Origin of the sequence: Timonella sp. A28, from assembly GCF_051200815.1 — a bacterium.
In the GTDB taxonomy this organism is placed as follows: Bacteria; Actinomycetota; Actinomycetes; order Actinomycetales; family Cellulomonadaceae; genus Timonella.
Genome location: NZ_CP195159.1, coordinates 153,870 through 179,373 on the forward strand (window position 1 = coordinate 153,870; position 25,504 = coordinate 179,373).

Sequence of the window (25,504 nt, forward strand, 5' to 3'; positions counted from 1 at the left end):
TTCAGTTATAGGGTGTGGGTTTCAAAAAGGTGCAACGGTTCGGTTAAAAACTCTCGCAGGTGGGCAGGTGTATCTGTCGTCCACCATTCGTTGGGGACTCGATGGGCGCGCATGGTGACGTTTTTGGCGCGTAGTAGCGGCCCCAACGTGAGAAGCGCCGTGGTGGGGAGCATGTGGACTGTGTGTTCGCTGGTGAGCGAACTTAAGGAAAGCTCGACGAGGGGGTGTCCTTCTGCAACAGTTATGAGTTCGTGTGTGCCGATACGTTGTCGTATATGTGGCGGGGTTCTGCGGTGGGGAAAATAGCGGACAGGCCCGTTGTGAGTCAGGGAATGAACCCAATCAATGTACGGTTGTGGGTTGATATGTCCGTCTGCGGCGAAGCCGCTGCCCACACACACGATAGGTTCTGGGATGAGGTGAGTGGGTTCTTGGGCGGTGAGCCACGGGTACGTGTGGAAGACCGCGTGTGCCTCTAATATGTCGAGGTCGTGTTTGATAGCTGCTGTTGCTGGCATTGCAGTGAACACGGTAAGCCGTTGTGTGAATGCTGCTTTGCGTAGTATGTGCGTCATTGCCATACCTAATGCTTTTCGGGCAGGAGAGGAAGCGATGCCAGGGCGGACGAGGGGCTTGTTGGCGGCAAGAGCATTGAGTACGGCTATGGTGTGTAAGCCGTCGTCGACGATGACGATCTCTGATACGTGAGTGTGGCGTAGCAGCCGTGATTGTTGTTGGCCAGAGAATGGATCGCCGAGCACGTGCGTGTATGCGGTGTGTGTTTTGGTGGTGCGTGCAGGCGTTGTTGTTTCGTTCTTGCCGACAATTTTGAGTCCGTTGGGTACCCCTATGTGCTGTAACGCTTGCACGGTAGGGGCAATCGTTGAGTGTGGGTCGCGCACATGTAATTGGGTGTTGTGGCCGAGGATCCCGTATGCGTGCGCTTCAACGACGTTTAAGGTTTGCAAGGGTGATTCGACGTGTGCGATGGATCGCCAATTACTCATGGTTGGTCCTTTGCCGCGGTGGTGCGGGCGTTGATACGTAACTTTAAGAACGGCGCGCACGCTCGTCTCACCTGCTTGTGGATAGGTGTGAATAGACGAGCAGGCTGTGGCGTTGCAGGTGGCGGTATGAGCCCTGCTTTTTCTGCGGGTAACCGTTTTATGTAACGGCGCCACAATGGTTGCATAGGCAGACCTGTGATGTGCGGCTGCATGTCCGTGTGTGTGCTGATGAAAACTTGAGCGTCTGTAACAAGGTCAGCATTGATGCGAGGTTGCATCGCATAGGACACTGCGCGCACAAGTGTGCACAGTTCAGCGACATCATTGAACTGTGTAGACGAGGAAAATAGGGCGTCACATAATGTCACCGGTATGCGGTTAGAGTTCGAAAAAGGAGACAACCGTTCAAGGAGTAACTCTGTCGCATGAGCATACGCGGGTATTCCATACCAGTAGCGTGCTGACGCTAACCCAGTGGAAAACAGCGAAAAAACTGCCTTCGGAGCGTACATGTGCATGAGAACTTCAGCAGGCACAGGCGATACATCAACAATCACATCAATATCGTTATCGCGAGCGAACTGAGTGAGTGCACGCATCGACTGCGGCGGCGCACTAGGATGCGGACGAAACACTACAGGACCAGCCACCTCAGACGCGGCACGAACCAACAGTTCACACATGAACCGGGTTTCTTCCTCCGCAGACAACACACCAAGATCAGCTAAATATTGGCCCAAAACCAGCGAAAAAGCGGCTCCACCACCCGGCCACACACACTGTTCACGATCACTGCTATCCGCAACCTGCGCTATAGCATCACGCAGAAACCTATGGTCCACCCGCACATACTCAGGGTTGCTTTCACGCAACAGTAGCGGCTGCAACGACGGAACAAAATCGGGGAAAACAACACACCGGACCCGCTGCACTATATGCGCCGGAAAAACATTGCGTGACGGGCCATACACCATCAACCCGTCAGCATGAACGTAGATCGGCGCATCATAAAAAATAGTTGTGAACGCCTGCGCAGGCTGCCCCTGCAACGATTCCACAAACAAAGACACGCGTGCATGCTGATCAATCCCCAACCAGGAACGCATCAAACGCTCCCACACATGCGCATCACTAGTCCGCGGCTGAAAATCTGCGGGCCGCAACGGAAAAATAAGCTCATTAAAATCCGTGACCCGCTCAAACAACGGAGCAGCAACCTGCAACACAGGAGAATCCATCAAATTATGTGCAGTCTCAGGTATAGCCGCAGTACTACACACCACTAAAATGCGGCGCGCATCAGGATGCGACACCACACCCGACGAAATCGCAGCCATCACACTCAACAATTGAAACTGAGACGTAACCTCATACACTTCAACAGGACGACTCACTTGCCTGCCCCCTGAACCATGCGCTCAGTTACCGCACCCTCACGCAAAAAATCGAGCAAAACCCCACGCCGCGGCTGCGGAAACACATCCAATGCCGCAACAACCTCAGGCCACCGCAACACAACCTCCTGCAACCGGTCATACAAAAGAGCCGTCATAGAACGAACCTGAACCGCAGGCAACCCTGACCGCCGATACCGATCCACATGAAAAAACGTAATCACCCACAACTGCCGGCACGCCTTACGCAACAAATCATCACGCACAGCAAAAGCACGCGACCCAGCAGTCAACGAACTCAACCTCAACAAAACAGACGTGAAAGCATCAACAAACCCAAACTGTGCTTCAGTGAAAGCCTGAGTCAACGACCCCTGCACACCACGACGGTAAAACACGCCAGCCTCAGAAATCACCGAAAAACTATCCGCACACGTATGCATCTGCCACATAAACTCCCGATCCTCAGCCGTCGCAGCAGACTCATCAAAAAACACGCCATGCTCAACAAGCACATCCCGACGAAACAAACCCGCCCACGGAAAGGGATAATCAATCATCGTCGACGAATCACACTCAGCAATCCCAGCCAACGGATCCAACACCTCATACCGAACAGCCTGAGGCGCACGAACAACCGACCGACGCCCCCGCTCATGACGCGTGTGATCAGTACGAACAAAATCCACACCCAAATCACGCAACGCGCGAACCGTTGATGCCAAAAACTGCGGCCCCAACCAGTCATCCGGATCAAGAAAACCAACAAACTCACCAGTCGCCGCCCGCAAACCAGCATTACGCGCCCACGACACACCACGAGACTGCGGCGAATCAATCACTGTCAACAAAGGAAACAACGACGCACACGACTCAACAACACCCATCGTGTCATCCGTCGACCCATCATTAACAACAATGACCTCAACACAATCACGCCCAATACGCTGACCAGCAACACTCATCAACGCAGTATGAATAAACGGTTCTTGATCCTTAGCCGGAATAACCACCGACACCAACGGTTCACGCATGCACACTCACCCGTCGATACGACGAAGACGCGACAACGGAGCAAGCTCACCAGGGAACACGCGCTTCACACCATCACCCATCGCCTGCTCCAGAATCCGAATATCACGAACCAAATTCACAAACCCAGTAGGCTCAAGGCTCGCAGCCTGATCAGAACCCCACATCGTACGATCCAACGTGATGTGCCGCTCCACAGTCACCGCACCCAACGCGACAGCCGCAAGAGAAATCTGCAATCCACGCTCATGCCCCGAATACCCGACAGGAACCCCATAGCGCTCGCGGAGGGTGTCGATAGTGCGGAGGTTGGCTTCTTCCGGTGGTAGTGGGTAGGTGGAGGTGGCATGCATCATGACAAGTTTGCTGGTGCCAAGGATCTCTACTGCCTTATCAATTTGTTCCAGCGTGGACATGCCCGTGGACAAAATGATTGGTTTACCGGTTTGGGCGAGAGCCTGTAGCAGTTCTGTGTCAGTCACTGAAGCAGAAGCAACCTTGTGTGTTGGTACTCCTTGGTTTTCGAGGAACTCGACGGAGGGGACATCCCACGGCGAGGCAAACCAGTGCAGGCCGCGCTCGGCCGCGTAATTGCCGATCTCTTTGTATTGCACATCATCAAATTCCACACGGTAGCGGTAATCCAGATACGTCATTTCGCCCCATGGGGTTTGTCTGATCTGGTCGCGCTGTTTCACCGGTGTAGAAATTTCAGGTGTACGCTTTTGGAATTTCACAGCGTTTGCGCCCGCTTCAGCGGCAACATCAATGAGCTGTTTGGCGATGTCGACGGAACCGTTATGGTTGATGCCGATTTCACCGATCACATAAACAGGTTGGTTTTCTCCTACCTGCTGTTGTCCGATTGCGACAGGTGCGATATGTGTTGTTTCCATGATTTTCCTTTTCGGATATGCGCTGTAGGCGCTGTTAGGTGGGGGAATTGGTGCGGTTGTGAGCGTGGAGGACAAGGTCGCAGACTTCGCGTACTGCGCCGTGTCCGCCACGTCGTGTGAGGGTGATGCATGCTGCGTGTTTTACGTCGTCGCGCGCATCTGCGACCGCTATAGGCCAGCCGACGAGGGCCATAGCGGGAAGGTCATTGATGTCGTTGCCGACATATGCGACGCGTTGTGGATCAAGGCGGTTGGCTGACAGCCAAGCATTGAGTGCTGCTGCTTTATCGTCTATGCCTTGCAGCACGTCAACGCCGAGTTTTTTGGCTCGTGCCGAAACGATAGGGTTCTTTTCGGTTGAGAGGATCAGGAGTGGCACGCCGTGATTGCGTAGGAGCGCTACTCCCATGCCGTCAGATCGAGATACCGTGACGTGTTCGCTGCCGTCAGTGGAAAGTAACGCAGAATCATTGGTGTGCACGCCATCAAAATCGGTGACAACAGCGTCAACGTCGATTCCCAGTGCGCTAACGTCTGGGGCAGCATGCGGCACGTGTGCGCGCATGTTCGCAAGTAACTGACATAGTGCTAGGTCTTCAGGAGTGTCGATTTCTATGGCGTCTTGCTGGTCGACGAGTGCGAACCCAATGGAACCGAAAAAACGGTGCTGTGCCGCTAGGAACCCTTGGGTGTTGAACACGTAGAACGACCCTGTTTCCCGAAAATGTGGTGGCCGGTCTTGTCTGCGCAATCGTTGTGCGGGGGAATGTCCAACGGCAGCAGGCTTCCCGTTAGTGACGGTCCACTGGAAGCCGTGATCTGCTGTCACGGAAAAAACAACGTCGTGTGTGTTGTCACCGACTTTTCTAATCGCTTCATTGAGGTGAGTGGCGTTAAGGAAAGGCGAGGTGCACTGTAAGAAGACCGTGACGGCAGGAAAAGCGTTGTTGTCTGCACGGTAGCTTTCTAGTGCGTGGAGCACCGCAGATTCGGACGAAGCAAGATCGTCTGCAAGATGCTCGGGTCGCATAACGATCTCGGCCCCAGCAGTACGTGCTTCAGCAGCTATGCGTTCTGAATCCGTCGATACGACAACAGCGCTTACCAACGGTGTTGCGCGTGCGGTCGCGACAGCCCGCGCAATAAGCGTGTGGTCACCTACGCGTTGAAGGTTTTTATCTGGTATGCCCTTGGATCCGCCTCGGGCCGGAATGACGACGAGCACCTGCTCGTCGAGGAATGTATCCGTAGTCACACCATGGACAGTATGTGTCGTAAGTTGACGTGAACTTGCGTACGGGTGGCAGGTTCATGAGCGCCGGATTAGTTTTTGGTGACATTCGGGTGAACCACATGCCAGGAATGATGAAAACGGAGGTGTGCTAGTTTGTGGTGACTGTTTTACTTGAGAAAGGTACAAAAAGAAGCATGGAATTTATGTTTGGATCAATGATTTTCTTCATGCTCTTGATCGTTGCTTCAGTGGTTCTCATCGTTGTTGCACTGATCGACATGCTAAAGACGACCTCACTGAGTGATGGCATGCGCATCATGTGGGCGTTACTGATTGTTCTTATATCGCCTATTGGCCCAATTTTATGGTTCGTTTTAGGGAAGTCCACACGTAACTTCATTTAAAAAAGTGGGGCCACGCTATACATAGCGCGGCCCCACTGATACGTGAATGTACCTTACATCAGTCAATAATTTCGCAGATGACTGTTCCTGAACTGACTGTTTGACCAACAGCAGCAGTCAAAGACTTGATGGTGCCGGCACGGTGCGCCAGCAATGGTTGTTCCATCTTCATTGCTTCCAAGACGACGATGAGCTCGCCTTCAGCAACAGTTGCACCTTCTTCTGCAGCAATCTTGACGATTGTTCCCTGCATGGGGGAAGCAAGCGAGTTTCCGGAAGCTACAGTTCCAGCTTTCGCGCTGCTGCGTCGTTGCGGACGACGAGAACCATTACCGCCACGTGCCGCACGTCCAGCGGCCAAGCCCAACGCGGCAGGGATAACAACCTCGAGGCGTTTACCGCCAACTTCAACAACAACGCGTTCGGTGGCTTGCTCTTCTTCTGTGGCATCTTGGCTAGCTGAGTTAGGCGAAAGTGCACGGCACACGTCCATGAACTCTGTTTCGATCCAACTGGTGTACACAGAAAATGGGGTAGTTGCGTCTGCTGGAGCATAAGCTTCCGCATTGAGAACAGCCTGATGGAATGGCAGAACCGTTGGGATACCTTCCACAGTCATTTCGCTTAATGCGCGACGAGCCCTAGCAATAGCTTGTTCACGTGTCGCGCCAGTAACAATAACCTTAGCGATCATGGAGTCGAACGCACCAGAAATGACGTCGCCCTCTTCAACGCCCGTATCAATACGGACACCCGGGCCACTAGGGAACTTCAACGCAGAAATTTTTCCTGGCTGCGGCAAGAAGTTTAAGGCAGGGTCTTCACCGTTGATACGGAACTCAAGCGAGTGACCGCGCGGAGTTGGGTCGTCGAAAGAGAGCGCTTGGCCTTCAGCGATTCGGAACTGTTCAAGAACAAGATCAATTCCAGTGATTTCTTCAGTCACTGGGTGCTCAACCTGCAAGCGAGTGTTGACTTCAAGGAAGGAAATAGTTCCATCAAGCCCAACCAGGAACTCGCATGTTCCCGCTCCCTGATAGCCGGCTTCTTTCAAAATTGCTTTTGATGACTCAACAAGGCGAGCGTTTTGTTCGTCGGACAAGAATGGTGCAGGGGCTTCTTCAACAAGTTTTTGGTGGCGACGCTGTAGGGAGCAGTCACGAGTAGAAACAACCACAACGTTTCCGTGTGCGTCAGCTAAGCATTGTGTTTCAACGTGGCGCGGCTTGTCTAAGTATCGTTCAACAAAGCATTCGCCGCGGCCAAACGCTGCGGTTGCTTCACGTACCGCTGATTCGTACAGTTCGGTGATTTCAGATTCGGTGCGTGCAACCTTCAAACCACGGCCACCGCCACCAAAAGCGGCTTTAATCGCGATAGGGAGGCCGTGAGATTGCGCAAAATCGTGGACTTCTTGGGCGCTCTCAACAGGATCTGGGGTGCCAGGTACGAGAGGGGCGCCAGCGCGTTGCGCAATGTGGCGTGCGCTAACTTTGTCACCTAAGCCGTCAATGGACGCAGGTGATGGACCGATCCAGATAAGCCCAGCATCAATGACAGCTTGAGCGAACTGAGCGTTCTCGGCAAGGAAGCCATAGCCAGGGTGGACTGCGTTTGCGCCGCTGCGTTCGGCAACGTCTAACAGTTTTTCAATGTCGAGGTATGTGTCTTGTGCACGGGTTCCCCCTAGGGAGAAAGCCTCGGATGCAAGCTTGACATGGAGCGCGTCACGATCCGAATCAGCATAGACAGCTACACTTTGCACGCCATAGTCAGAGCACGCGCGAATGATGCGGACGGCGATTTCGCCTCGGTTAGCGATGAGAACCTTTTTGATAGCGGACACTGCCTAACAGTAAACCGAAATGCCTATACTTTTCACGCTCCAGAGCAGATAGGTGAAAAGATTGGCGGGCACCGCAAGCAACGCAGGTCCTGTTTGTAGGAATCCTCCATGGCGGTCGCCCTCCATGACCGAATTGTTCGCCCCTCATTCGTGGCTATCAACAAAAGTTAACGATTCCATAAGGAATGCCAGGGGACACCAAGCGACAGTGTTAGCGTGCGCATGAGAGGCAAACTCAAACCGATCACACCATGATGGTCGCCTTCAATGCGGTCAATAAAAGGGCCACCTAAACCGTCAATGGTGAAGGCTCCAGCAACATGTAACGGTTCTTCAGATGCCACATAGGCGTGAATCTCTTCATCGGAAAGATGAGCAAACCATACGTCTGTTGAACTGACAGCCCCTACCGCATCTACTGCAGTACCAGCCGAATCTAAACGAACAACCCAATGGCCAGTATGAAGCGTGCCCCGTTTGCCCCGCATCGACTGCCAACGAGCAGTTGCTTCATCAGGCGTGTGCGGTTTCCCCATGATCTCGCCGTTAAATTCCAGCATAGAATCGCAGCCCACAACGAGCGCACCATCTTCTAACTCAGTGAGAGGCACTTGAGGTAAGGCTGATGCAACGGCTTCGCATTTTGCCTGCGCAAGTTCTAACACGGTTTCGGAAGGTTCTAGAAACCCGGCGTGTGCTCGTCTGCGATTCAATAAAGCGTCTTCGTCAACGTGGCTTACCCGCACAAGAGGTTCAATGCCTGCGCTGCGCATGATGGTGAGACGGGCAGGCGACGACGAAGCAAGAATAAAACGCACGCTACAACCCTAACCTACGACCTTAGGGGGACTGCAGAAGCACCCTTTGATACCTAAAATCAGTGGTAAAACGGCATTACAGGTGAAGACGGAGAAGAATTGTCAAAACACATTAAATATATGTGGGTGGTTTCCGCTGTACTTATAGTAGTCACCTACGTTGGTGGAATGGCTTTAGGGAACGCTGCCGACGCCGCACCAACATACCCAACAAGCCCTGGCTATACATTTATCTCACATCTCTTTTGGGTAGTAGCGTTGGTGACACTTATTTTCACACTCGTTACGTGGACTGCAATGATGCGTGAAAAGTGGCTACGACAAGGCGCAAAAATTCAATACAGCGAGCACCCAACCACGTACCTCATATACCTGTGGGTTATCTCAGGTTTTCTTATTACTGTTGCAGTAAGTTCGCTGGTGACATTAGCTGCAGTATCCGAAGCACTTGCCGCAACCCAACACCTACGCGACTACTATCCAAGCGATTACGGGTACGGACTACTTACATTCTCCCTAGGAGCAACAGTCCTTACAGGAATACTGACATTACGTGAAAAGTGGCTACGACAAGGCGCAAGCGCAGCACACACGAGTTAAAACAATGAAAGTGGGGTGGCACCGTTATCTAACGGTGCCACCCCACTCCTGCGTGATTAGTTAGCTAGTGCTTCTTGCAAAACATCGAGACCAACAGAACCCAACGCTAGAGCACGAGCATGGAATTCCTTCATCGAGAATTCTTCACCACGCTCAAATGCACGGGCCTGTGCATCGTCGCGAATGTTCTCCCACAAACGTTGCCCAACCTTGTACGACGGTGCTTGACCTGGCCAGCCCAGGTACCGGTTCAACTCAAAACGCACGAACGCTTCAGGCATGTTCACATTTGCCTTCAAGAACTCCCAAGCCTTGTCCGCGTCCCACGTGCCGCCGCCCCATTCTTCTGGGCATGGCTTTTCCAAGTGAACGCCAATATCGAGAACAACACGAGCCGCGCGCAGCCGCTGCCCATCCAGCATGCCTAACTTGTCTGCTGGGTCTTCAAGATAGCCAAGGTCTTCCATGAGGCGCTCGGCATACAACGCCCAACCTTCACCATGCCCAGAAACCCAGCACGCTAGACGACGCCACGAATTCAACGTCTCACGCAGATAAACAGCTTGAGCACACTGCAAGTGGTGCCCAGGTACACCCTCGTGATAAACCGTGGTTTTTTCACGCCACGTGTTGAACGACGTTACTGACGGTGGAACAGACCACCACATGCGGCCGGCACGCGAGAAATCATCTGAAGGTGGCGTGTAATAGATGCCGCCCGTTTGCGTAGGCGCAATCATGCACTCAAGGGTTTTTACCGGTTCAGGGATGTCAAAGTGAACGCCGTTCAATTCACGGATAGCCTGATCTGAGGTCTCTTGCATCCACGCTTTAAGCTCATCTTTGGAATGCAACAAGTAGCGTTCATCGTTATCAAGGTTCTCGAACGCCTGCTCAAGAGTAGTGCCAGGGCCATACAGTTGCTCGGCAATGGCCTGCTGTTCGTCGACGATACGGGCAAGTTCTTGCAAACCCCACTCGTACGTCTCATCAAGGTCGATTTGTGCGCCTAGGAATGAGCGTGAAGCAAGCTCATAGCGTTCACGGCCCGCAGCGTCCTTAGCAGGAGCTAACGGTAAGACACGCTCACGCAAAAACTCAGCAAGCTTTCCGTACGATTGAGCGACTGCTGCCGCACCTTTTTCTAACTGCTCGCGTAAGGCCTCGCCGTCATCTGACTTGGCGATAGCCGCCTTGGCATCGTCGTTGCGGACGAACGAGAAGAAGAAAGATTTTTCTGCGTCAGCGTTCTCGCTCGCTTCGGCGATTCCCAATTCGACTTGCCGTTGAGCTGGAACCTTACCCAACGATAAACCGTGAGCTAACGACTCAACGTATCCCTCAAGAGAAGTAGGCAACAAGTTCAGACGAGAAGCAATGTTTTCCCAATCTTGAACTGAAGCAGTAGGGGACACATCAAAAATGTCACGTAACCCTTGAAGCGGTGAAGCAATATTGTTCAGATCGGCAAACACCCAACCAGAATCAAAAAGCTCAACTTCTAAGCCCAAGCGCTCACGCATCGCGGCGATTGTAACCGCATCGATCTCGTCAACCGGATCAACAGTGTCCAGCTCATCCAAAGTCACGCGTGCAAGGCGCGCAGACGCTTCAATACCTGCGGGTGAAAGATCCGTTACGAGGTGGTCATAGCCCGGCAAGCCCATACTTGTTGCCATGAAGGGGTCAAGCACACACGACGCGGCAAGATACTGTTCGGCGATAGCGTCTACTGCTGTAGTAGAACGTTTTTGTGAAGTCATACAACGACGCTACCTCACTTGTGAACTGCAATGTTGGCATTTTCTTGGGCAGCGTAAGGCAGGGCACCTTTAGCCACAGGAAACAGTTGCGTTCTATAGTGTGCAGACGGCATTATTTATCCAATCTTGCGTTACGTGTAAAAGGCGTGTGACTGTCACAAGAGCGAGGGACCATCGTCCCCTTCGAACCGGTCAAAAACATCAGATGCTAGGTAAACGGGGACAACGACAGAGGGAAACCATGACAGACACTCGAACAGCCGTTGAAGAAAACTTCGAAGAACTCAGCGAAGAGGAATTAGAAGAACTTGCTACAGCCCTGACCGGAAAACGGCACTCAAACACTCGTATCTTTGGGGCGATGCTTGTAGCAGCAGTAATCTCACTTGTTGCTGCTTTCGTTTTAGCTATTGATGCAATCAAACTTGCCGCAGACCCTTCAATAGGCCTTTCCTGCAACTTCAATGAGGTGTTGAACTGTGGAACGGTTGCACTTTCGTGGCAGGCTTCCGCTTTTGGCTTCCCGAACGTTTTCCTCGGCTTGATGTTTGAACCCATGGTGGTAACCATGGCGTTGCTGGGATTAAGCGGAACAAAATTGCCGCGCTGGTTTGCACTGACTGAACAAGTTATTTACGTGTTTGCAACCGCGTTTGCTATCTGGCTATTCGTGCAGTCAATGTTTGTTATCGGGGCTATGTGCCCATGGTGCTTAACCATCACATACGTCACCCCGCTCATCTTGCTCACTCTGTTGCATTACAACATTCGTGAAGACAATATATGGCGTTCTGGGAAAAATCGTGAGCGTGCTCGTGCATTCGTCCGCAACCACTATGATCTCTATGTGTTCATTGCGTGGGTCGCGCTAGTAACAATCATGTTGGTCGTGAAGTACGGTCCAGCGCTCATCGCATAAAACAAACAGACCTACCCCCAAAACGATGGCGTCCAAGTTGAGGAGAGACAACTTGGGCGCCATCACTTTTACAAGTGAGTTTGCCACTGGAAGCGTTTCTTCGCGCGATAAAACCTGAATCAGAGCGTAGTAATCGAAAAATAGGTGCACAATGTCAGAGGAACAGGGCACAATACTTTCGAGGGTAAGCGCTGAGGACTAGACAAGAAGGAACGGGGACTCACTATGCTTATGCAGCTCATATTGAGACATTCGAAACCATATTCGTTATGGATTTTCGCGGTACTGATACTGCAGCTGGCTACAACAATTGCCACTCTTTACTTACCAAGTTTGAACGCAAAAATAATTGACGAAGGCGTTTTTTACGGAGACGTCGACTATATTTGGCGCACCGGTGGAATCATGCTGGTGGTTGCTTTCGTGCAGGTCATTACTGCAGTTGCCGCAGTCTACTTTGGGGCAAAAACTGCGATGGCTATTGGTCGAGACATTCGCCGAAGTGTCTTCCAATCAGTCACCTCATTTTCCGCGCAGGATGTTAATAAATTTGGTGCAGCAACGCTGATCACGCGTGGCACAAACGATGTGCAACAAGTACAAATGCTCGTACTGTTGGCCTTAAACTTTATGGTCGCTGCACCAATCATGTGTGTTGGTGGAGTCATCATGGCACTGCGTGAAGACCCAGGCTTGTCTTGGCTGGTATGGGTTTCAGTGCCGGTGCTGCTTATCGTCGTTGGCGTTCTCGTATTCTTTTTGATGCCGCTGTTCCGCCAAATGCAGACGCGCATCGACGGCATAAACGGTGTGCTGCGTGAACAAATCTCAGGTTTACGTGTGGTGCGTGCTTTCGTACGAGAAGACCACGAAGCAGAACGATTCGAAGACGCAAACGCAAAACTCACGCGCGTTGGCGTGCAAGTAGGTAACCTCTTCGTTTTGATGTTCCCTGTCATTGCAATGATTTTGCACATCGCAACCGCAGCGGTTTTGTGGTTTGGTGGTCACCGCGTCGATGCTGGTCAAGTTGAAATTGGAGCACTGACAGCCTTCTTGCAATACCTCCTACAAATCTTAATGGCAGTCATGATGGGAACATTCATGGCCATGATGATTCCACGTGCGATGGTCTGTGCAGAACGTATAACTGAAGTTCTGGACACTGAATCGTCGATGAAAGACAACGTCGACACTGCCGGTGCTGCCCCTGTAGATGGGACCGTCGAGTTCACGAACGTCACCTTCGGATATGAAGGCGCAGAAGAGCCCATCCTCAACAACGTTTCCTTTACCGCTCGCCCTGGTCAAACTACTGCGATAGTCGGATCAACGGGAGCAGGTAAAACTACGCTTTTGAACCTCATACCACGCCTCTATGACGTGACAGGTGGAGACATCACCATCGGTGGCGTATCTGTTTCAAACTTGTCCCGCGAACAACTGTCTCGTTCCGTGGCTTCAGTGCCGCAACGCCCCTACTTGTTCTCTGGCACGATCAGCTCAAACATTCGCTTTGGTGCGCAAGACGCTAGTGACGAAGACGTATGGGAAGCCTTACGTATAGCTCAAGCAGAAGATTTTGTTCGAGACCGCGACCAACAACTTGAATCACGCGTCTCTCAAGGCGGAACAAATGTTTCTGGTGGGCAACGACAGCGTTTGTGTATTGCCCGAGCGATCGCCGCACAACCAGAAATTTACCTATTTGACGATTCATTCTCTGCACTAGACGTTGTGACGGATGCACGACTGCGTGCAGCCCTCGTCGAACCCACTAAAGACGCCACCGTCATTATTGTTGCGCAACGAATATCCACAATCACACACGCCGACCAGATTTTAGTACTAGAAAATGGTGCGGTTGTTGATCGTGGTACACACCAAGAACTACTCGAAAGTTCCCAGACATACCAAGAAATTGTGATGTCCCAACTTGCTGCGCAGGAGGCTTCTTAACATGGCTCGCAAAGAGAAAAAGACCCTCGACGCAGTACTCGAAGCAGAAATCGAAGAAGTCGACGAATTCGCAAACGCGGGAAACATCGATGTGTGGTCAGAAGGTGCACCAGCGCGAAAAGCAGAACACTTTTGGCCCTCTGCAAAACGACTCGTAGGTTTGCTGTCACCTTATAAAGTGGGCATGGCCGTTGTCATTGGCATGCTGGTTGTGGCTGTTGTCTTAGCAGTGATCGCTCCTCGGATCCTTGGAAAAGGAATGGACGTCATTTTTGCTGGGGCACTTGGGCTCAACATCCCAGCAGGAACAGACATTAACGTCGTCATCGAGCAACTACGTGCTTCTGGAGACACCAACCAAGCTGACATGCTTGCCCGCATGGATATCGTGCCTGGACAAGGCATCGACTTCACACAGCTACTAACCTACATTTTGATCGTGCTCGCCATGTATCTTGTAGGTGCGTTCTTTAGCTGGTGCTCCGGCTGGTTGCTCAACAGACTTGTCATGAAAGTCGTATACAAGCTTCGTCAAGACGTTGAAGACAAACTCAACCGTCTGCCGTTGGGGTACTTCGACAACAAACAGCGTGGCGATGTCCTTTCCCGAGTAACAAACGACGTGGACAACATCCAAAATGCGCTCCAACAGGCAATCTCTCAACTGATCCAGTCAGTTTTGAGCGTCATCGGTATCATCATCATGATGTTCATCGTCTCGTGGCAGCTAGCTTTGATTGCCCTCATCGCGTTGCCTCTATCAGCCGTAGCAGCTGGTGTAATCGGGTCCCGTGCGCAAACCCTATTCACGCGTCAGTGGAAGACAACAGGCGCGTTAAACGGTCAAATTGAAGAATCTTTCTCCGGTCATGAACTTATGAAAGTTTTTGGTCGCGAAAAAGACATGGTTGAACGTTTCCGAGACAGAAACGATGCACTTTACGAAGCATCATTCGGTGCACAGTTCATGTCTGGCATGATCTACCCGGTCATGAACTTTATCAGCTACCTCGCTTACGTCGGCATCGCTGTTGTTGGTGGGCTACGGGTCGCATCAGGTCAACTATCGTTGGGTGACGCAACAGCCTTTATCCAATACTCACGAGAGTTCACTCAGCCACTAGGTCAGATCGCAGGAATGGCAAACATGCTGCAATCAGGTGTGGCAAGTGCAGAACGCACCTTCGAAATGCTTGATGCTGAAGAACAAGACCCAGACACCGTACGCGCAGAACTACCAGCACGTACCGATGGCCGAGTCGAATTCAAAAACGTTCACTTCTCATACAACCCGGACCAGCCACTCATTGAAGACCTCTCCTTTGAAGCACACCCAGGTCACACGGTTGCAATTGTTGGGCCAACAGGCGCAGGAAAAACAACCCTCGTGAACCTCGTCATGAGGTTTTATGAGATCCAATCAGGAACGATTGAACTTGACGGCGTCAACATTACAGACATTCGTCGCGCAGATTTGCGTTCAAAGGTTGGCATGGTTCTTCAAGATGCGTGGCTGTTCGGTGGATCCATCATGGATAACATCCGATACGGAAAACTCGACGCAACAGACGACGAAGTTATCGCAGCTGCGAAAGCAACCTTTGTTGACCGATTCGTTCGAGCATTGCCAGACGGATACGACACCATCATCGACGAAGAAGGAACAAACGTTTCAGTCGGTGAAAAGCAGCTGATCACCATTGCTCGCGCCTTCGTAGCAAACCCATCCTTGCTGATCTTGGATGAGGCCACATCAAGTGTGGATACGCGTACCGAACTATTGGTGCAAAACGCTATGGCTGCGTTGCGTGAAGACCGCACCAGCTTCGTGATCGCACACCGCCTATCGACTATCCGCGACGCCGACACCATTTTGGTGATGGAAGAAGGCCGAATAGTTGAACAAGGCAACCACGAATCCCTACTTGAACGAGACGGAGCATATGCGAGACTGTACAACTCGCAATTCTCTGGGCCACTTGACCAAGAAGGCGAACTAGTGTCCGGTTAAAAGCAACGAAGGGGCCCCACACTTGAGTGTGGGGCCCCTTCGCGTATGCGAAAAATATGGTTAGGCACGCAATGACCAGCGCCACGCATCACGGCCACGCGTTGGTGTTCGTGGCTCTAAACGACGTTGATGATTAGTCCACTGGTTTTGTGGTGCAGCATCGTCAGCTTCATCGTCAGGTTGTGCACTTGCAACAGCAACCAAACTTGCTACGAGCGCAGCAACTTCGTCGTCGTTAGGCTGCCCGCCTACAACTTTTACCTCGGTTGCAGCACTGAGAGCGGCAGCGAGGATGTCATCTTGTGTTGCTTCACTCATGAGATGTCCATTCGTAGCGTCACCATCGGTTTACAGCGGAATGTTGCCGTGTTTCTTAGACGGCAGTGAAGCTCGTTTTGTGCGGAGCGCACGGAGGGCTTTAACAACTTGAGCGCGTGTTTCATGCGGTGCGATAACAGCATCAACATATCCACGCTCGGCAGCGTCCCACGGGTTGACGATCGCTTCTTCGTATTCCTGTGTGAGTCGAGCACGTTCTGCATCCACATCACCGCCAGCGTCAGAAACTGCTTTAAGCGCACCACGCTGCAGAATGTTGACGGCGCCGCCCGCACCCATCACAGCGATCTGCGCGGTAGGCCACGCCAAGTTGATGTCTGCCCCAAGCTGCTTGGAGCCCATAACAATGTAGGCACCGCCATAAGCTTTACGGGTGATGAGCGTAACGAGTGGAACCGTTGCTTCTGCATAGGCGTAGATAAGTTTTGCGCCACGGCGAATAATGCCGTTCCATTCTTGGTCTGTACCAGGGAGGAAGCCTGGCACGTCTACAAGCGTAAGTACAGGAATGTTGAAGGCATCGCAGGTGCGAACGAAACGGGCGGCTTTTTCGGCCGCGTTAATGTCGAGGGTGCCAGCCATGGACAGCGGCTGGTTAGCGACGATACCTACTGATTCGCCTTCAACGTGAGCGAACCCGATGATTATGTTTTGGGCGTAGAGTGGCTGAACCTCAAGGAATACGCCTTCGTCAACGATGTGCTCAATGACTTCGCGCATGTCGTAGGGGCGTGAATCTGCATCAGGGATGAGCGTGTCGAGTTCGCGATCATGGTCTGTGATCTCGACGTCAGCTGGAAGTGCGAAGTGCGGTGGGTCGCTGAGGTTATTTTGGGGGAGGTAACTTAACAAAGATCGCACGTAGTCGATGGCGTCTTCTTCGTCGGCGCCCATAAAGTGTGCGACACCGGAACGTTCATTGTGCGTTTGTGCGCCACCGAGCTCTTCAAAGCCGACGTCTTCTCCGGTTACTGCGCGAATAACGTCTGGGCCTGTGATGAACATGTTGGAGGTGCCGTCAGCCATCACAATAAAGTCGGTGAGTGCAGGGGAGTACACTGCGCCACCCGCAGATGGACCGAGGATGAGCGAGATTTGGGGGATTACCCCTGAGGCTGCAACATTGCGACGGAAAATTTCGGCGAACTGAGTAAGTCCCGCTACGCCTTCTTGGATGCGTGCGCCACCGCCATCAGATATACCAATGATGGGTACCCCTGTGCGTAATGCAAGGTCCATAACTTTAGTAATTTTTTGGCCGTGAACTTCACCAAGGGACCCACCGAATGTGGTGAAATCTTGGCTGTAAACGCACACTTGACGTCCGTCAACGGTTCCATAGCCGACGACAACGCCGTCACCTGCGATGCGTTTCTTATCAAGTCCGAAGTTAGATGAACGGTGTTTTGCAAAAGCATCTAACTCGACGAATGAGCCGGGGTCTAGCAGCATGTCGATGCGTTCCCGCGCAGTTTTTTTCTTGCGGGGGTGTTGCTTGTGCTGTGCGTTCTCTTCATGCTTGGTTACCGCTTCTTCGTAGCGGTGCGCCAAGTTAGCGAGTTTGCCTGCTGTCGTCGAAAGTTCAGTCACAATTTTAGAGACTATTGTAGAAACGGTTAAACGTCTGTAGTGCCACACGTGCGGAATCTCCCACTCAGTTGTAGACAATCTACAAAAGGGTGTGTGCGGTTGGGGAAAAGCGCGGTGCAGGAGATGATGAAAACATGGACATTGCCCCGCAGGTTTCCTTGTCGCCTCAACGCATCAGCCAGTTTTTGGCCGATGAAGGTGAGCCAGCTGTTGCCGTAGTCGTTGTAGAAACTGCGAGTTCAACAAATCGTGAACTTGAGCAACTCGTCACCGCAGAAACGTATCAGTGGGATGGCCCCACACTTTTTGCGACGACTCGACAACGCGCAGGACGAGGCAGGGCGGGACGGGATTGGGTGACACCGCCCGATACCGCGTTAACGTTCTCCATCCATACGTGGCTTGACGTTCCAGCAGAGGTGGCTACCTGGCTGCCTTTGCTCGTGGGAAGCAGCGTTGTTGATTGCGTGCGAGAGTACACACACTTGTCTGCCCACGTGAAATGGCCGAACGACATACTCGTTGATACCGATGAAGAACCGTTAGAAGGCTGGCAGAACCTCCGTAAAATCGGTGGAATCCTTGTAGAGCACACACCACAAGGCGGTTTCATAATTGGCGTTGGGCTAAATGTGTCTCAGACTCGTGAGCAGCTTCCTGTTGCACAAGCGACCTCAGCGTATGTGTGTGGGGCAAAAATCCTTGACGCAGATAGGTTTCTCGCTCGATGTACTGCACATATTTTAAAAAATATTGCGGTGTGGGAAGAATGCGATGGCGATGTTACTCGCGCAGGAATCCTCGACAAAACTAAAGCTGTTAGCGCCACGCTTGGCGCGCAGGTGCGCGTTGAGCAACCAGGTAAGACGCCACTGTGTGGGGTTGCGCTCGGCTTTGACGTGGACGGCGGACTCATCGTGCGCGATGAAACAGGTCAGACGCACACGATACGTTTCGGTGACGTGTATCACCTTCGACTAGACTAGGTGGGTGACTTCTGAGATTCAGCCTACCGAGCCCACCAATGACGCACTTGTTGACCCTAAAGAACGGGCTCGTATTCTTGACGAATCTCTTTTACGCGGTAAAGCAATATACACAGAAGAAGAACTGTGTGAAGCCACAGGTGCCACATCGGCACAAGTAAACACATACTGGCAAACCATAGGCTTACCAGTCTCAGATGCCACCTCAAAAACTTTTACTGCAGACGACGCACACGCACTCAAAATATTGTTTGAACTGGCAGAAAAAGAACAGTTTGATCACCGCACCCTAACGTCTTTGATCCGTTCGGTCGGGCACACTACTGAACGTTTGGCACTGTGGCAGGCAGAAGCGTTAGTCGAACACTTTGCGCACAGCTTTGACCTCGATGACACCAGCGCGCGTTTAGAAGTCCTTTCCAGATTGGAAGACATGGCGCCGGTGTTTGTGGAACAAATGGCACATGCGTGGCGTAGGCAGATGGCCGCGTTGGCAGGGCGTTGGTATGTCGAATTTGGTGGAGCAAAAGCTGATGGTGAGCGTGGACAAGGTCTGCTGCCTTTGCCGCGTGCCGTAGGTTTTGCAGATATTGTTTCGTTTACTTCTCAAACAGCGCAGATGCGTTCTTCTGAGCTCTCCGATTTTGTGTCTAACTTTGAAGCTGCGGCTCGTGACGTGGTTACAAAAGCCGGCGGGCGAGTAGTGAAAACTATCGGTGACGCAGTCTTATATATTGCTGACGACGCGTATACCGGGGCCAAAGTTGCGCTCGGATTAGCCAATGCTGGCCGCAGCGATGAAGCGAAAGACCTGCCTCAAGTGCGGGTGTCACTCGTGTGGGGCAGGGTGCTGTCACGCTTTGGTGATGTTTTTGGTTCGTCGGTGAATCTTGCAGCCCGGCTCTCTAACGAGGCGGAACCTGGTTCAGTGTTACTCGACCCGCATACAGCTTCACTGCTTGCCGGCGATCAGCGATTTGCGTTAACGGGGCAGAGCGAACGCGACATTCAAGGACTAGGAACAATCGCACCAGTGCAACTTCAATGGGCATACTCACCAAGCGGGCCAAGCGAACCGGCCTGATGCGATGAATATGCCGACTAAAGCTGGTTATTGATCGTCCTCGTCGAGGTCGTCTTCGTCGTCAATGTCGTGTCCGAAAGGATCTGGGTCAACGCCTGGCAACCACGACAGGCCAGGGGTGCCCCACCCATTTTCGCGTGATTCTTGGCGTGCCACAGCTGCTTCTTTGCCCTTTAACCGGTCAACATACAAAAACCCGTCGAGGTGGTCGTATTCGTGTTGCAGCAGACGAGCAAACCAGCCTTCACCAGCTAGTTCAATAGCGTTGCCGTATTCGTCGAACCCTTTAAGTAAAACAGCGTAGTGGCGTTTCAGCTCGTGGTCTGGTCCGGGGAAGGACAGGCAGCCTTCAATGTCGGTGAGAGTTTTGGGTGGTCGTGCTTTTAGCCCTTGTCGTTGCGCGAACAAGGCAGGGCGTTGCACGATCTGAAGAGTAGGGTTGACGATCACGCCACGGCGTTGAGTGTCTTCGTCGGGGCCGTCATACACAAAAATTCGTTTTCCTACACCGATCTGTGGTGCAGCAAGTCCCACACCGTTAGCGGCGTCGAGTGTCTCGTACATGTCTGTAATGAGTGCGCGAAGCTCATCGTTGAACTCTGTTACTTCAACGGCGCGTTGACGCAGGACAGGTTCCCCATCAATAACAATTGGGTGGATCATGAGAAAAATACACTCCGCACACATCATTCCTGCCGGTTGGCAGGTCACATACTGAACAAAGCCGTGGTGACTTGTACACACATTGTACGGCGGTGTGTTGGTGTGCACAGAATCGAAGCCTTTATTCACAAGGGTTTTCGCTGTTTCTGAGTTATCCACCGATAGAAGTAACCATATTAGTTCGCTATAACTTCCTTTAGCCTTCAATCTGGACATTTTGCACGATCGACCATACTGAAGGAAACACATGTTGAATGGTCTCGGCATGCTCGAATCGCAAGTGCGTGATCGAGTCCGAGAAAACGGTTTAGATCCTGTCACAGACCGTACGCGCTTCCTTGAACTGGTTCATCAAACAATCAGCGATTACGAAACAAAGGCGATACTCGGCAAAGTTCCACCGCTTTCTGACCCTGCTCGCGCAGCAAAAACCCTGATTGATCTTGTCGCAGGGCTTGGTCCAATACAGCGTTACATGGACGATCCCACTGTTGAAGAAATCTGGATCAACTCACCACACAAAGTCTTTATTGCACGTGACGGAGTCCCAGAACTCACCAGCACAACACTGAGCGAAGACCACGTAAAACGCCTCGTCGAACACATGTTGAACTCCAGCGGGCGCCGCCTCGACATGTCCCATCCCTTCGTAGACGCGATGCTCCCTGGCGGTGAACGACTTCATGTTGTCATCCCCGATATCACTCAACGACATTTCTCAGTAAACATACGAAAATTCGTTGCACGCGGCAGCAACCTTTCCGACCTCGTGGCACGAGGCATGCTGACACAACAAGCCGGAATCTTCTTAAGCGCTGCAGTTCGCGCAGGACTCAACATCCTTGTCTCAGGTGCTACGGGAGCCGGAAAAACCACATTCTTGCGGGCACTAGCCGGGGCAGTAGTACCAACAGAACGCATCATCACTGTTGAAGAAGTATTTGAACTAAACCTCCAACATCGTGACGTTATAGCGATGCAATGCCGCCAAGCGAACCTCGAAGGAAACGGAGAAGTAACCCTTCGGAGGCTCGTCAAAGAATCCTTACGTATGCGACCAGACCGAATCATCGTCGGCGAAGTTCGAGAAGCTGAAGCCCTTGACTTACTGATTGCGCTCAACTCTGGACTGCCAGGATTTGCAACAATTCACGCCAACAACGCACGCGACGCCGTCATAAAAGTCAGCACGCTGCCGCTCTTAGCAGGAGAAAACGTAACAGCGCACTTTGTTAACCCAACAGTCGCTTCAGCGATCGACATAGTTGTGCATATTAACCGCGATCACAAAGGCCGACGAACAGTACAAGAAATCGCTGGAGTGACAGGACGCGTAGAAGACTCCCGAATCGAAATGAGCACAATCTTCCACACTGCACAGGGCGCGCTGAAACCAGCAGGTGGATTCCCGCCAAAACTTGAAGAATTCGAACGTCACGGATTCAACGTTGCAACAATGCTGGGAGGAAACCCGCAATGGGCATAGTTGTAGGACTTATCGCAGGAGTGGGAGCCCTGCTCATCTGGTCAAGCTTGTGGGATGTGCCTACCACTCGCACTCGCAGCATCACACGCCGTATCGCACAAGACCTCAACCTTGCTGGAATGCGCGGGGTGAGCGTACGCATGTTTTATGCCTCAGTTGTGGGACTTGCACTAGCCTGTGCAATCACCGCATATGCACTAACGCAACTACCAGCGATTGCGCTTCTTGGCGCACTTGTTGGCTGCTCCACCCCGCTGTTCATCGTCAAAAATCGGGCGCACGCTGTCCGTGAGAAACGAATAGAAGCCTGGCCTGAAGTTATCGAACACCTCATCTCAGGTGTGCGGGCAGGAATGTCACTTCCAGAAGCACTCATCCACGTCTCGGTCAAAGGCCCAGAAGAATTACGTGAGGACTTCACATATTTTGCTCGCGACTACAGAGCCTCTGGACGATTCGACCAAAGCTTACTGACGATGAAAGAACGCATGGCAGACCCCGTAGCTGATCGAGTCATCGAAGCACTACGCATTACCCGCGTCGTGGGCGGAACAGAACTCAGTTCACTGTTGGAAACCCTCGCACGATTCTTACGACAAGACATCAGAGTGCGTGGAGAACTGAAAGCACGCCAAAGCTGGACCACTGGCGGAGCCCGAATAGCAGCAGCCGCACCGTGGGTAGTGCTCGTAATGCTTTCCACAAGGCCAGAAGCAGCGGCAGCATACTCAAGTTCAGCAGGAACCCTACTCCTAGTCGGCGGAGCTATCCTTACTGCCTGCGCATACTGGCTTATGGCACGTCTAGGCAAACTTCCAGAAGACATCAGGGTACTAGCATGAGCGGCGCACTCATCGGATTAATCGGAGCGTTAGGCTTCATACTCATCTTCGACCATATATGGCGACGCAAAGTACGATTAGATCAACGACTAGCCCCATACCTTGTGCAGGCAGACCTTTATGAACGAACACTAGGGCAGCAAAGAATCAGCACCCCACTCGGCGTTTTTTGGAAACTAATCCAACCCTGGACCGAACGCCTCGAAGGCCTACTCAGCATTTTTAGTTCACCACGCACAGAACTAGAACGACGACTCGAACGGGCCGGACGCAAAATCTCCATCACTCAATACAGAGTTGAACAACTGCAATGGGGAACCGTAGGACTCATCGTCAGCCTACTGACTGTACTCACCCTAGCCAACAGCAGAAATCTCCCTCTCCCAATCGCTCTTCTCATTATTACCCTCGGCCCTTTTATAGGACTAGCATTATGCGATTGGGCCCTCAACCGAGCCATCACAAAACGCACAGAACGCATCCTGAGTGAGTTCCCAACAGTGGCTGAACTGCTGGCCTTATCCGTCTCAGCCGGAGAAGGCCCAATGTCTGCGCTACAACGAGTAGCCAACCAAACCAACGGAGCCCTCGCAGAAGAACTCAACAAAGTTCTTGCTCACGTGCGATCAGGTGAAACACTCCCATCTGCTCTTGAAGCATTAGGCGACCGCACACAAACCCCAGCAATCACCCGATTCGCTACGGGCGTGAGCATCGCGGTCGAACGCGGAACACCGCTCGCACACGTCCTGCGCGCTCAAGCACAAGACGCCCGCGACCTAGGGCACCGCGAACTGATGGAACTGGGTGGAAAAAAAGAAATCCACATGCTGTTTCCCGTCATCTTCTTATTACTCCCCATCACCGTTGCATTCGCTATATTTCCATCCGCTTTTACGTTCGACCTCGGCTTATAACCACCTCCTCACGACAAGGAACCCACCATGCTCGACCACGAATTCACACACGAAAACCACCCACGAAAATTCAACAAAACAAAACCAAAATTTAAGCGCGCCATGGAACGCTCAACACGCCCAACCTCCCGCCTACAATGGCAAGCAACAGCCTTCGTAGCCAAAGCACACAACCGTATTTCACGCGATCCAGAACGCGGAGACGTACCCGGTTGGGTTTTGATAACTCTCATGACGGCAGGCCTTGTGGTAGCACTGTGGGCGATTGCAGGCCCCGCCCTGACAGGGCTTTTCAATGACGCGATCTCCAAGATCAGTTCGCAGTCTGGCTGATAACACTGTGGCAATACGCACTGGAAACCAAGAAACAGGATCTGCCACTGTCGGTTTCCTCTTTACCGCACTGCTTTCAGTAACAGTATTCTTGGGCCTCTTACAAACAGCTGTAGTGCTGCACACCCGAGCAACACTCATCGATATAGCTGGAGAAGCAGCCCGAGTCGCCGGACGCCACGGCGCCAGCGCACAAGACGGCACCAAACGCGCACACGAACTCTTACACACCGTGCCCGGAGACGCGCACGTGCACGTCGAACACTTAACTGTTGGAACAGGAAGTATCGTGCGCGTAACCATCTCTTCTGACTTTCCGATCCTAGGCGGATTCGGCATAAACGAAGGATTGACCGTCTCTGGGCACGGAGTAGTAGAAGAATACGAGGACCTATAGTGGCTGCCCACACACCATGGCGGCACGACCCAGAAAGCGGAAACGCCTCACTAGAGTTCATCGGATTCGTGCTCATCCTTGTGATACCAGCGCTCTACATCATCTCAGCACTAGCGCATGTGCAATCCGCTAGTTTCGCTGCACAATCAGCAGCCCACGAAGCAGCACGATTACAAGCACTCTCTCGAAGCGTAACCCTTCCTCACGACGCACAAACACGCATGCTTAGCTTGGCCTTTGAAGACCAAGGACTCACCAGTACATCCGGCAACCCACACGTACAGGTGCAATGCGATGACGCATGCAAAACAGGCGGCGGACAAGTGCACGTACACGTTAGTTACGAGGTTTCACTACCTCTTCTCGGATGGTTCCCACCTGCCCGCGTAACAGTATCTGGAAACGGGGCATCGTATATCGGCGAGTATGTGCAGCGTGAAACCACATGACACACATACACAAACGCATACGTGACGCACTGAAAAACAACGAAGACGGCAACATACTCATCCTTGGACTAGGGTACGTCCTCGTCGTCTTGCTTTTAGCGTTCGTCATTTTTCATATCGGAACAATATATTCTGAACGAAAAAAGCTCGTACACATTGCTGACGGTGCGGCATTGGCGCTCGCTGACGCACAAGTTTCCGCCGAATACTTGGACCTAGTTGCTGGGGGAGAACCCACACACAAAAATACGGTTTCCTCTGACGCACATGCAGCAGTGAACCACTATGTGTCGGCTACAGCCGCACACTATGGGCTATCGGGGATAGACGTGCTGAGCGTGCGCCTTGCAGAAGGCACTGCATATGTTGAATTGGGTGTCCGTAGAACAAATTCGCTGTCTTTTTCAGTGGGGGAGCGCTCGCAGGTTTCGTATTCGTTGCGTGTCAATGGTCACGCACGAGTTGTGGAGTGATCCAGCTTTTGTGCGTCATAGCGTGAGTTTCTTTCCTTTTAGTGATGAAGCATAAGAAGACT

The 25,504-nt window shown here is 52.2% G+C and carries 25 protein-coding genes; 14 read left to right on the forward strand and 11 right to left on the reverse strand.

Annotated features, from left to right (window positions below; genetic code table 11):
* Positions 1-5 precede the first annotated feature (5 nt).
* From ACR9EC_RS00645 to ACR9EC_RS00665, 5 genes are read right to left on the reverse strand one after another with little or no spacing between them, the layout of a single operon-like run.
* On the reverse strand, positions 6-1,007 hold the full coding sequence (locus ACR9EC_RS00645) for a hypothetical protein (protein WP_435299600.1): 1,002 nt from the start codon (positions 1,005-1,007) through the stop codon (positions 6-8).
* Positions 1,004-2,401 carry a polysialyltransferase family glycosyltransferase gene (locus ACR9EC_RS00650; protein ID WP_435299601.1) on the reverse strand — a complete coding sequence of 466 codons (1,398 nt, stop codon included), beginning with the start codon at positions 2,399-2,401 and terminating at the stop codon, positions 1,004-1,006. Before ACR9EC_RS00650 ends, ACR9EC_RS00645 begins: the two co-directional genes overlap by 4 nt.
* On the reverse strand, positions 2,398-3,435 hold the full coding sequence (locus ACR9EC_RS00655; protein ID WP_435299602.1) for a glycosyltransferase family 2 protein: 1,038 nt from the start codon (positions 3,433-3,435) through the stop codon (positions 2,398-2,400). The genes ACR9EC_RS00650 and ACR9EC_RS00655 overlap by 4 nt, the downstream gene beginning before the upstream one ends.
* A 6-nt stretch (positions 3,436-3,441) precedes the next feature.
* Positions 3,442-4,329: an N-acetylneuraminate synthase family protein gene (locus ACR9EC_RS00660; protein ID WP_435299603.1), complete on the reverse strand. Its 888-nt coding sequence runs from the start codon at positions 4,327-4,329 to the stop codon at positions 3,442-3,444.
* A gap of 34 nt (positions 4,330-4,363) precedes the next feature.
* Complete coding sequence (locus ACR9EC_RS00665; protein WP_435299604.1) at positions 4,364-5,584, reverse strand: cytidylyltransferase domain-containing protein; 1,221 nt, start codon at positions 5,582-5,584, stop codon at positions 4,364-4,366.
* A 173-nt stretch (positions 5,585-5,757) separates the two neighbouring features.
* Between ACR9EC_RS00665 and ACR9EC_RS00670 the strand changes: the two genes are divergently transcribed.
* A complete protein-coding gene (locus ACR9EC_RS00670) occupies positions 5,758-5,967 on the forward strand; it encodes a PLDc N-terminal domain-containing protein (protein WP_435299605.1) in 210 nt (69 codons plus the stop codon).
* Between the two features lie 58 nt (positions 5,968-6,025).
* Here ACR9EC_RS00670 and ACR9EC_RS00675 read toward each other — a convergent pair whose 3' ends face one another.
* Positions 6,026-7,813, reverse strand: a complete 1,788-nt coding sequence (locus ACR9EC_RS00675) for a biotin carboxylase N-terminal domain-containing protein (protein ID WP_435299606.1) — start codon at positions 7,811-7,813, stop codon at positions 6,026-6,028.
* A 167-nt stretch (positions 7,814-7,980) separates the two neighbouring features.
* Complete coding sequence (locus tag ACR9EC_RS00680; RefSeq protein ID WP_435299607.1) at positions 7,981-8,631, reverse strand: Maf family protein; 651 nt, start codon at positions 8,629-8,631, stop codon at positions 7,981-7,983.
* Positions 8,632-8,730: 99 nt separating this feature from the next.
* Here ACR9EC_RS00680 and ACR9EC_RS00685 point away from each other — a divergent pair, with 99 nt between their 5' ends.
* Positions 8,731-9,231, forward strand: coding sequence for a hypothetical protein (locus tag ACR9EC_RS00685; RefSeq protein WP_435299608.1), 501 nt, complete (start codon positions 8,731-8,733; stop codon positions 9,229-9,231).
* A gap of 56 nt (positions 9,232-9,287) precedes the next feature.
* On the opposite strand, the gene ACR9EC_RS00690 is transcribed toward ACR9EC_RS00685, so the two are convergent.
* Positions 9,288-10,994, reverse strand: coding sequence for a DUF885 domain-containing protein (locus tag ACR9EC_RS00690; RefSeq protein WP_435299609.1), 1,707 nt, complete (start codon positions 10,992-10,994; stop codon positions 9,288-9,290).
* A 241-nt stretch (positions 10,995-11,235) separates the two neighbouring features.
* Here ACR9EC_RS00690 and ACR9EC_RS00695 point away from each other — a divergent pair, with 241 nt between their 5' ends.
* The 3 genes from ACR9EC_RS00695 (at position 11,236) to ACR9EC_RS00705 (ending at position 15,883) form a co-directional block, all read left to right on the forward strand.
* Positions 11,236-11,913 (forward strand): vitamin K epoxide reductase family protein, encoded by a 678-nt coding sequence (locus tag ACR9EC_RS00695; RefSeq protein WP_435299610.1) that lies wholly within the window; start codon positions 11,236-11,238, stop codon positions 11,911-11,913.
* Positions 11,914-12,138: 225 nt separating this feature from the next.
* Entirely contained in the window at positions 12,139-13,872 is a 1,734-nt protein-coding gene (locus ACR9EC_RS00700) for an ABC transporter ATP-binding protein (RefSeq protein ID WP_435299611.1), read from the forward strand.
* A 1-nt stretch (position 13,873) separates the two neighbouring features.
* Positions 13,874-15,883 (forward strand): ABC transporter ATP-binding protein, encoded by a 2,010-nt coding sequence (locus ACR9EC_RS00705; protein WP_435299612.1) that lies wholly within the window; start codon positions 13,874-13,876, stop codon positions 15,881-15,883.
* 60 nt (positions 15,884-15,943) lie between these two features.
* On the opposite strand, the gene ACR9EC_RS00710 is transcribed toward ACR9EC_RS00705, so the two are convergent.
* Entirely contained in the window at positions 15,944-16,201 is a 258-nt protein-coding gene (locus ACR9EC_RS00710; protein ID WP_435299613.1) for an acyl-CoA carboxylase subunit epsilon, read from the reverse strand.
* A 30-nt stretch (positions 16,202-16,231) separates the two neighbouring features.
* Positions 16,232-17,812 (reverse strand): acyl-CoA carboxylase subunit beta, encoded by a 1,581-nt coding sequence (locus ACR9EC_RS00715; RefSeq protein ID WP_435299614.1) that lies wholly within the window; start codon positions 17,810-17,812, stop codon positions 16,232-16,234.
* A gap of 134 nt (positions 17,813-17,946) precedes the next feature.
* On the opposite strand from ACR9EC_RS00715, the gene ACR9EC_RS00720 reads away from it, so the two are divergent.
* Positions 17,947-18,798: a biotin--[acetyl-CoA-carboxylase] ligase gene (locus tag ACR9EC_RS00720; RefSeq protein WP_435299615.1), complete on the forward strand. Its 852-nt coding sequence runs from the start codon at positions 17,947-17,949 to the stop codon at positions 18,796-18,798.
* Between the two features lie 4 nt (positions 18,799-18,802).
* The gene (locus ACR9EC_RS00725) at positions 18,803-19,882 is read left to right on the forward strand and encodes an adenylate/guanylate cyclase domain-containing protein (protein ID WP_435299616.1); all 1,080 of its coding nucleotides are present in this window, start codon (positions 18,803-18,805) and stop codon (positions 19,880-19,882) included.
* A gap of 27 nt (positions 19,883-19,909) precedes the next feature.
* On the opposite strand, the gene def is transcribed toward ACR9EC_RS00725, so the two are convergent.
* The gene (gene def / locus ACR9EC_RS00730; protein WP_435299617.1) at positions 19,910-20,545 is read right to left on the reverse strand and encodes a peptide deformylase; all 636 of its coding nucleotides are present in this window, start codon (positions 20,543-20,545) and stop codon (positions 19,910-19,912) included.
* A 247-nt stretch (positions 20,546-20,792) separates the two neighbouring features.
* On the opposite strand from def, the gene ACR9EC_RS00735 reads away from it, so the two are divergent.
* The 7 genes from ACR9EC_RS00735 to ACR9EC_RS00765 all read left to right on the forward strand — a co-directional run bounded on the left by ACR9EC_RS00735 (position 20,793) and on the right by ACR9EC_RS00765 (position 25,442).
* A complete protein-coding gene (locus tag ACR9EC_RS00735; RefSeq protein ID WP_435299618.1) occupies positions 20,793-22,031 on the forward strand; it encodes a CpaF family protein in 1,239 nt (412 codons plus the stop codon).
* Entirely contained in the window at positions 22,022-22,873 is an 852-nt protein-coding gene (locus ACR9EC_RS00740) for a type II secretion system F family protein (protein ID WP_435299619.1), read from the forward strand. The genes ACR9EC_RS00735 and ACR9EC_RS00740 overlap by 10 nt, the downstream gene beginning before the upstream one ends.
* Entirely contained in the window at positions 22,870-23,790 is a 921-nt protein-coding gene (locus tag ACR9EC_RS00745; RefSeq protein WP_435299620.1) for a type II secretion system F family protein, read from the forward strand. Before ACR9EC_RS00740 ends, ACR9EC_RS00745 begins: the two co-directional genes overlap by 4 nt.
* Before the next feature lie 102 nt (positions 23,791-23,892).
* The gene (locus ACR9EC_RS00750; protein ID WP_435300580.1) at positions 23,893-24,123 is read left to right on the forward strand and encodes a hypothetical protein; all 231 of its coding nucleotides are present in this window, start codon (positions 23,893-23,895) and stop codon (positions 24,121-24,123) included.
* A gap of 7 nt (positions 24,124-24,130) precedes the next feature.
* A complete protein-coding gene (locus ACR9EC_RS00755; RefSeq protein ID WP_435299621.1) occupies positions 24,131-24,520 on the forward strand; it encodes a TadE/TadG family type IV pilus assembly protein in 390 nt (129 codons plus the stop codon).
* Complete coding sequence (locus ACR9EC_RS00760) at positions 24,520-24,969, forward strand: hypothetical protein (RefSeq protein ID WP_435299622.1); 450 nt, start codon at positions 24,520-24,522, stop codon at positions 24,967-24,969. The genes ACR9EC_RS00755 and ACR9EC_RS00760 overlap by 1 nt, the downstream gene beginning before the upstream one ends.
* Positions 24,966-25,442, forward strand: a complete 477-nt coding sequence (locus ACR9EC_RS00765; protein ID WP_435299623.1) for a pilus assembly protein TadG-related protein — start codon at positions 24,966-24,968, stop codon at positions 25,440-25,442. The genes ACR9EC_RS00760 and ACR9EC_RS00765 overlap by 4 nt, the downstream gene beginning before the upstream one ends.
* The last annotated feature ends 62 nt before the right edge of the window (positions 25,443-25,504 follow it).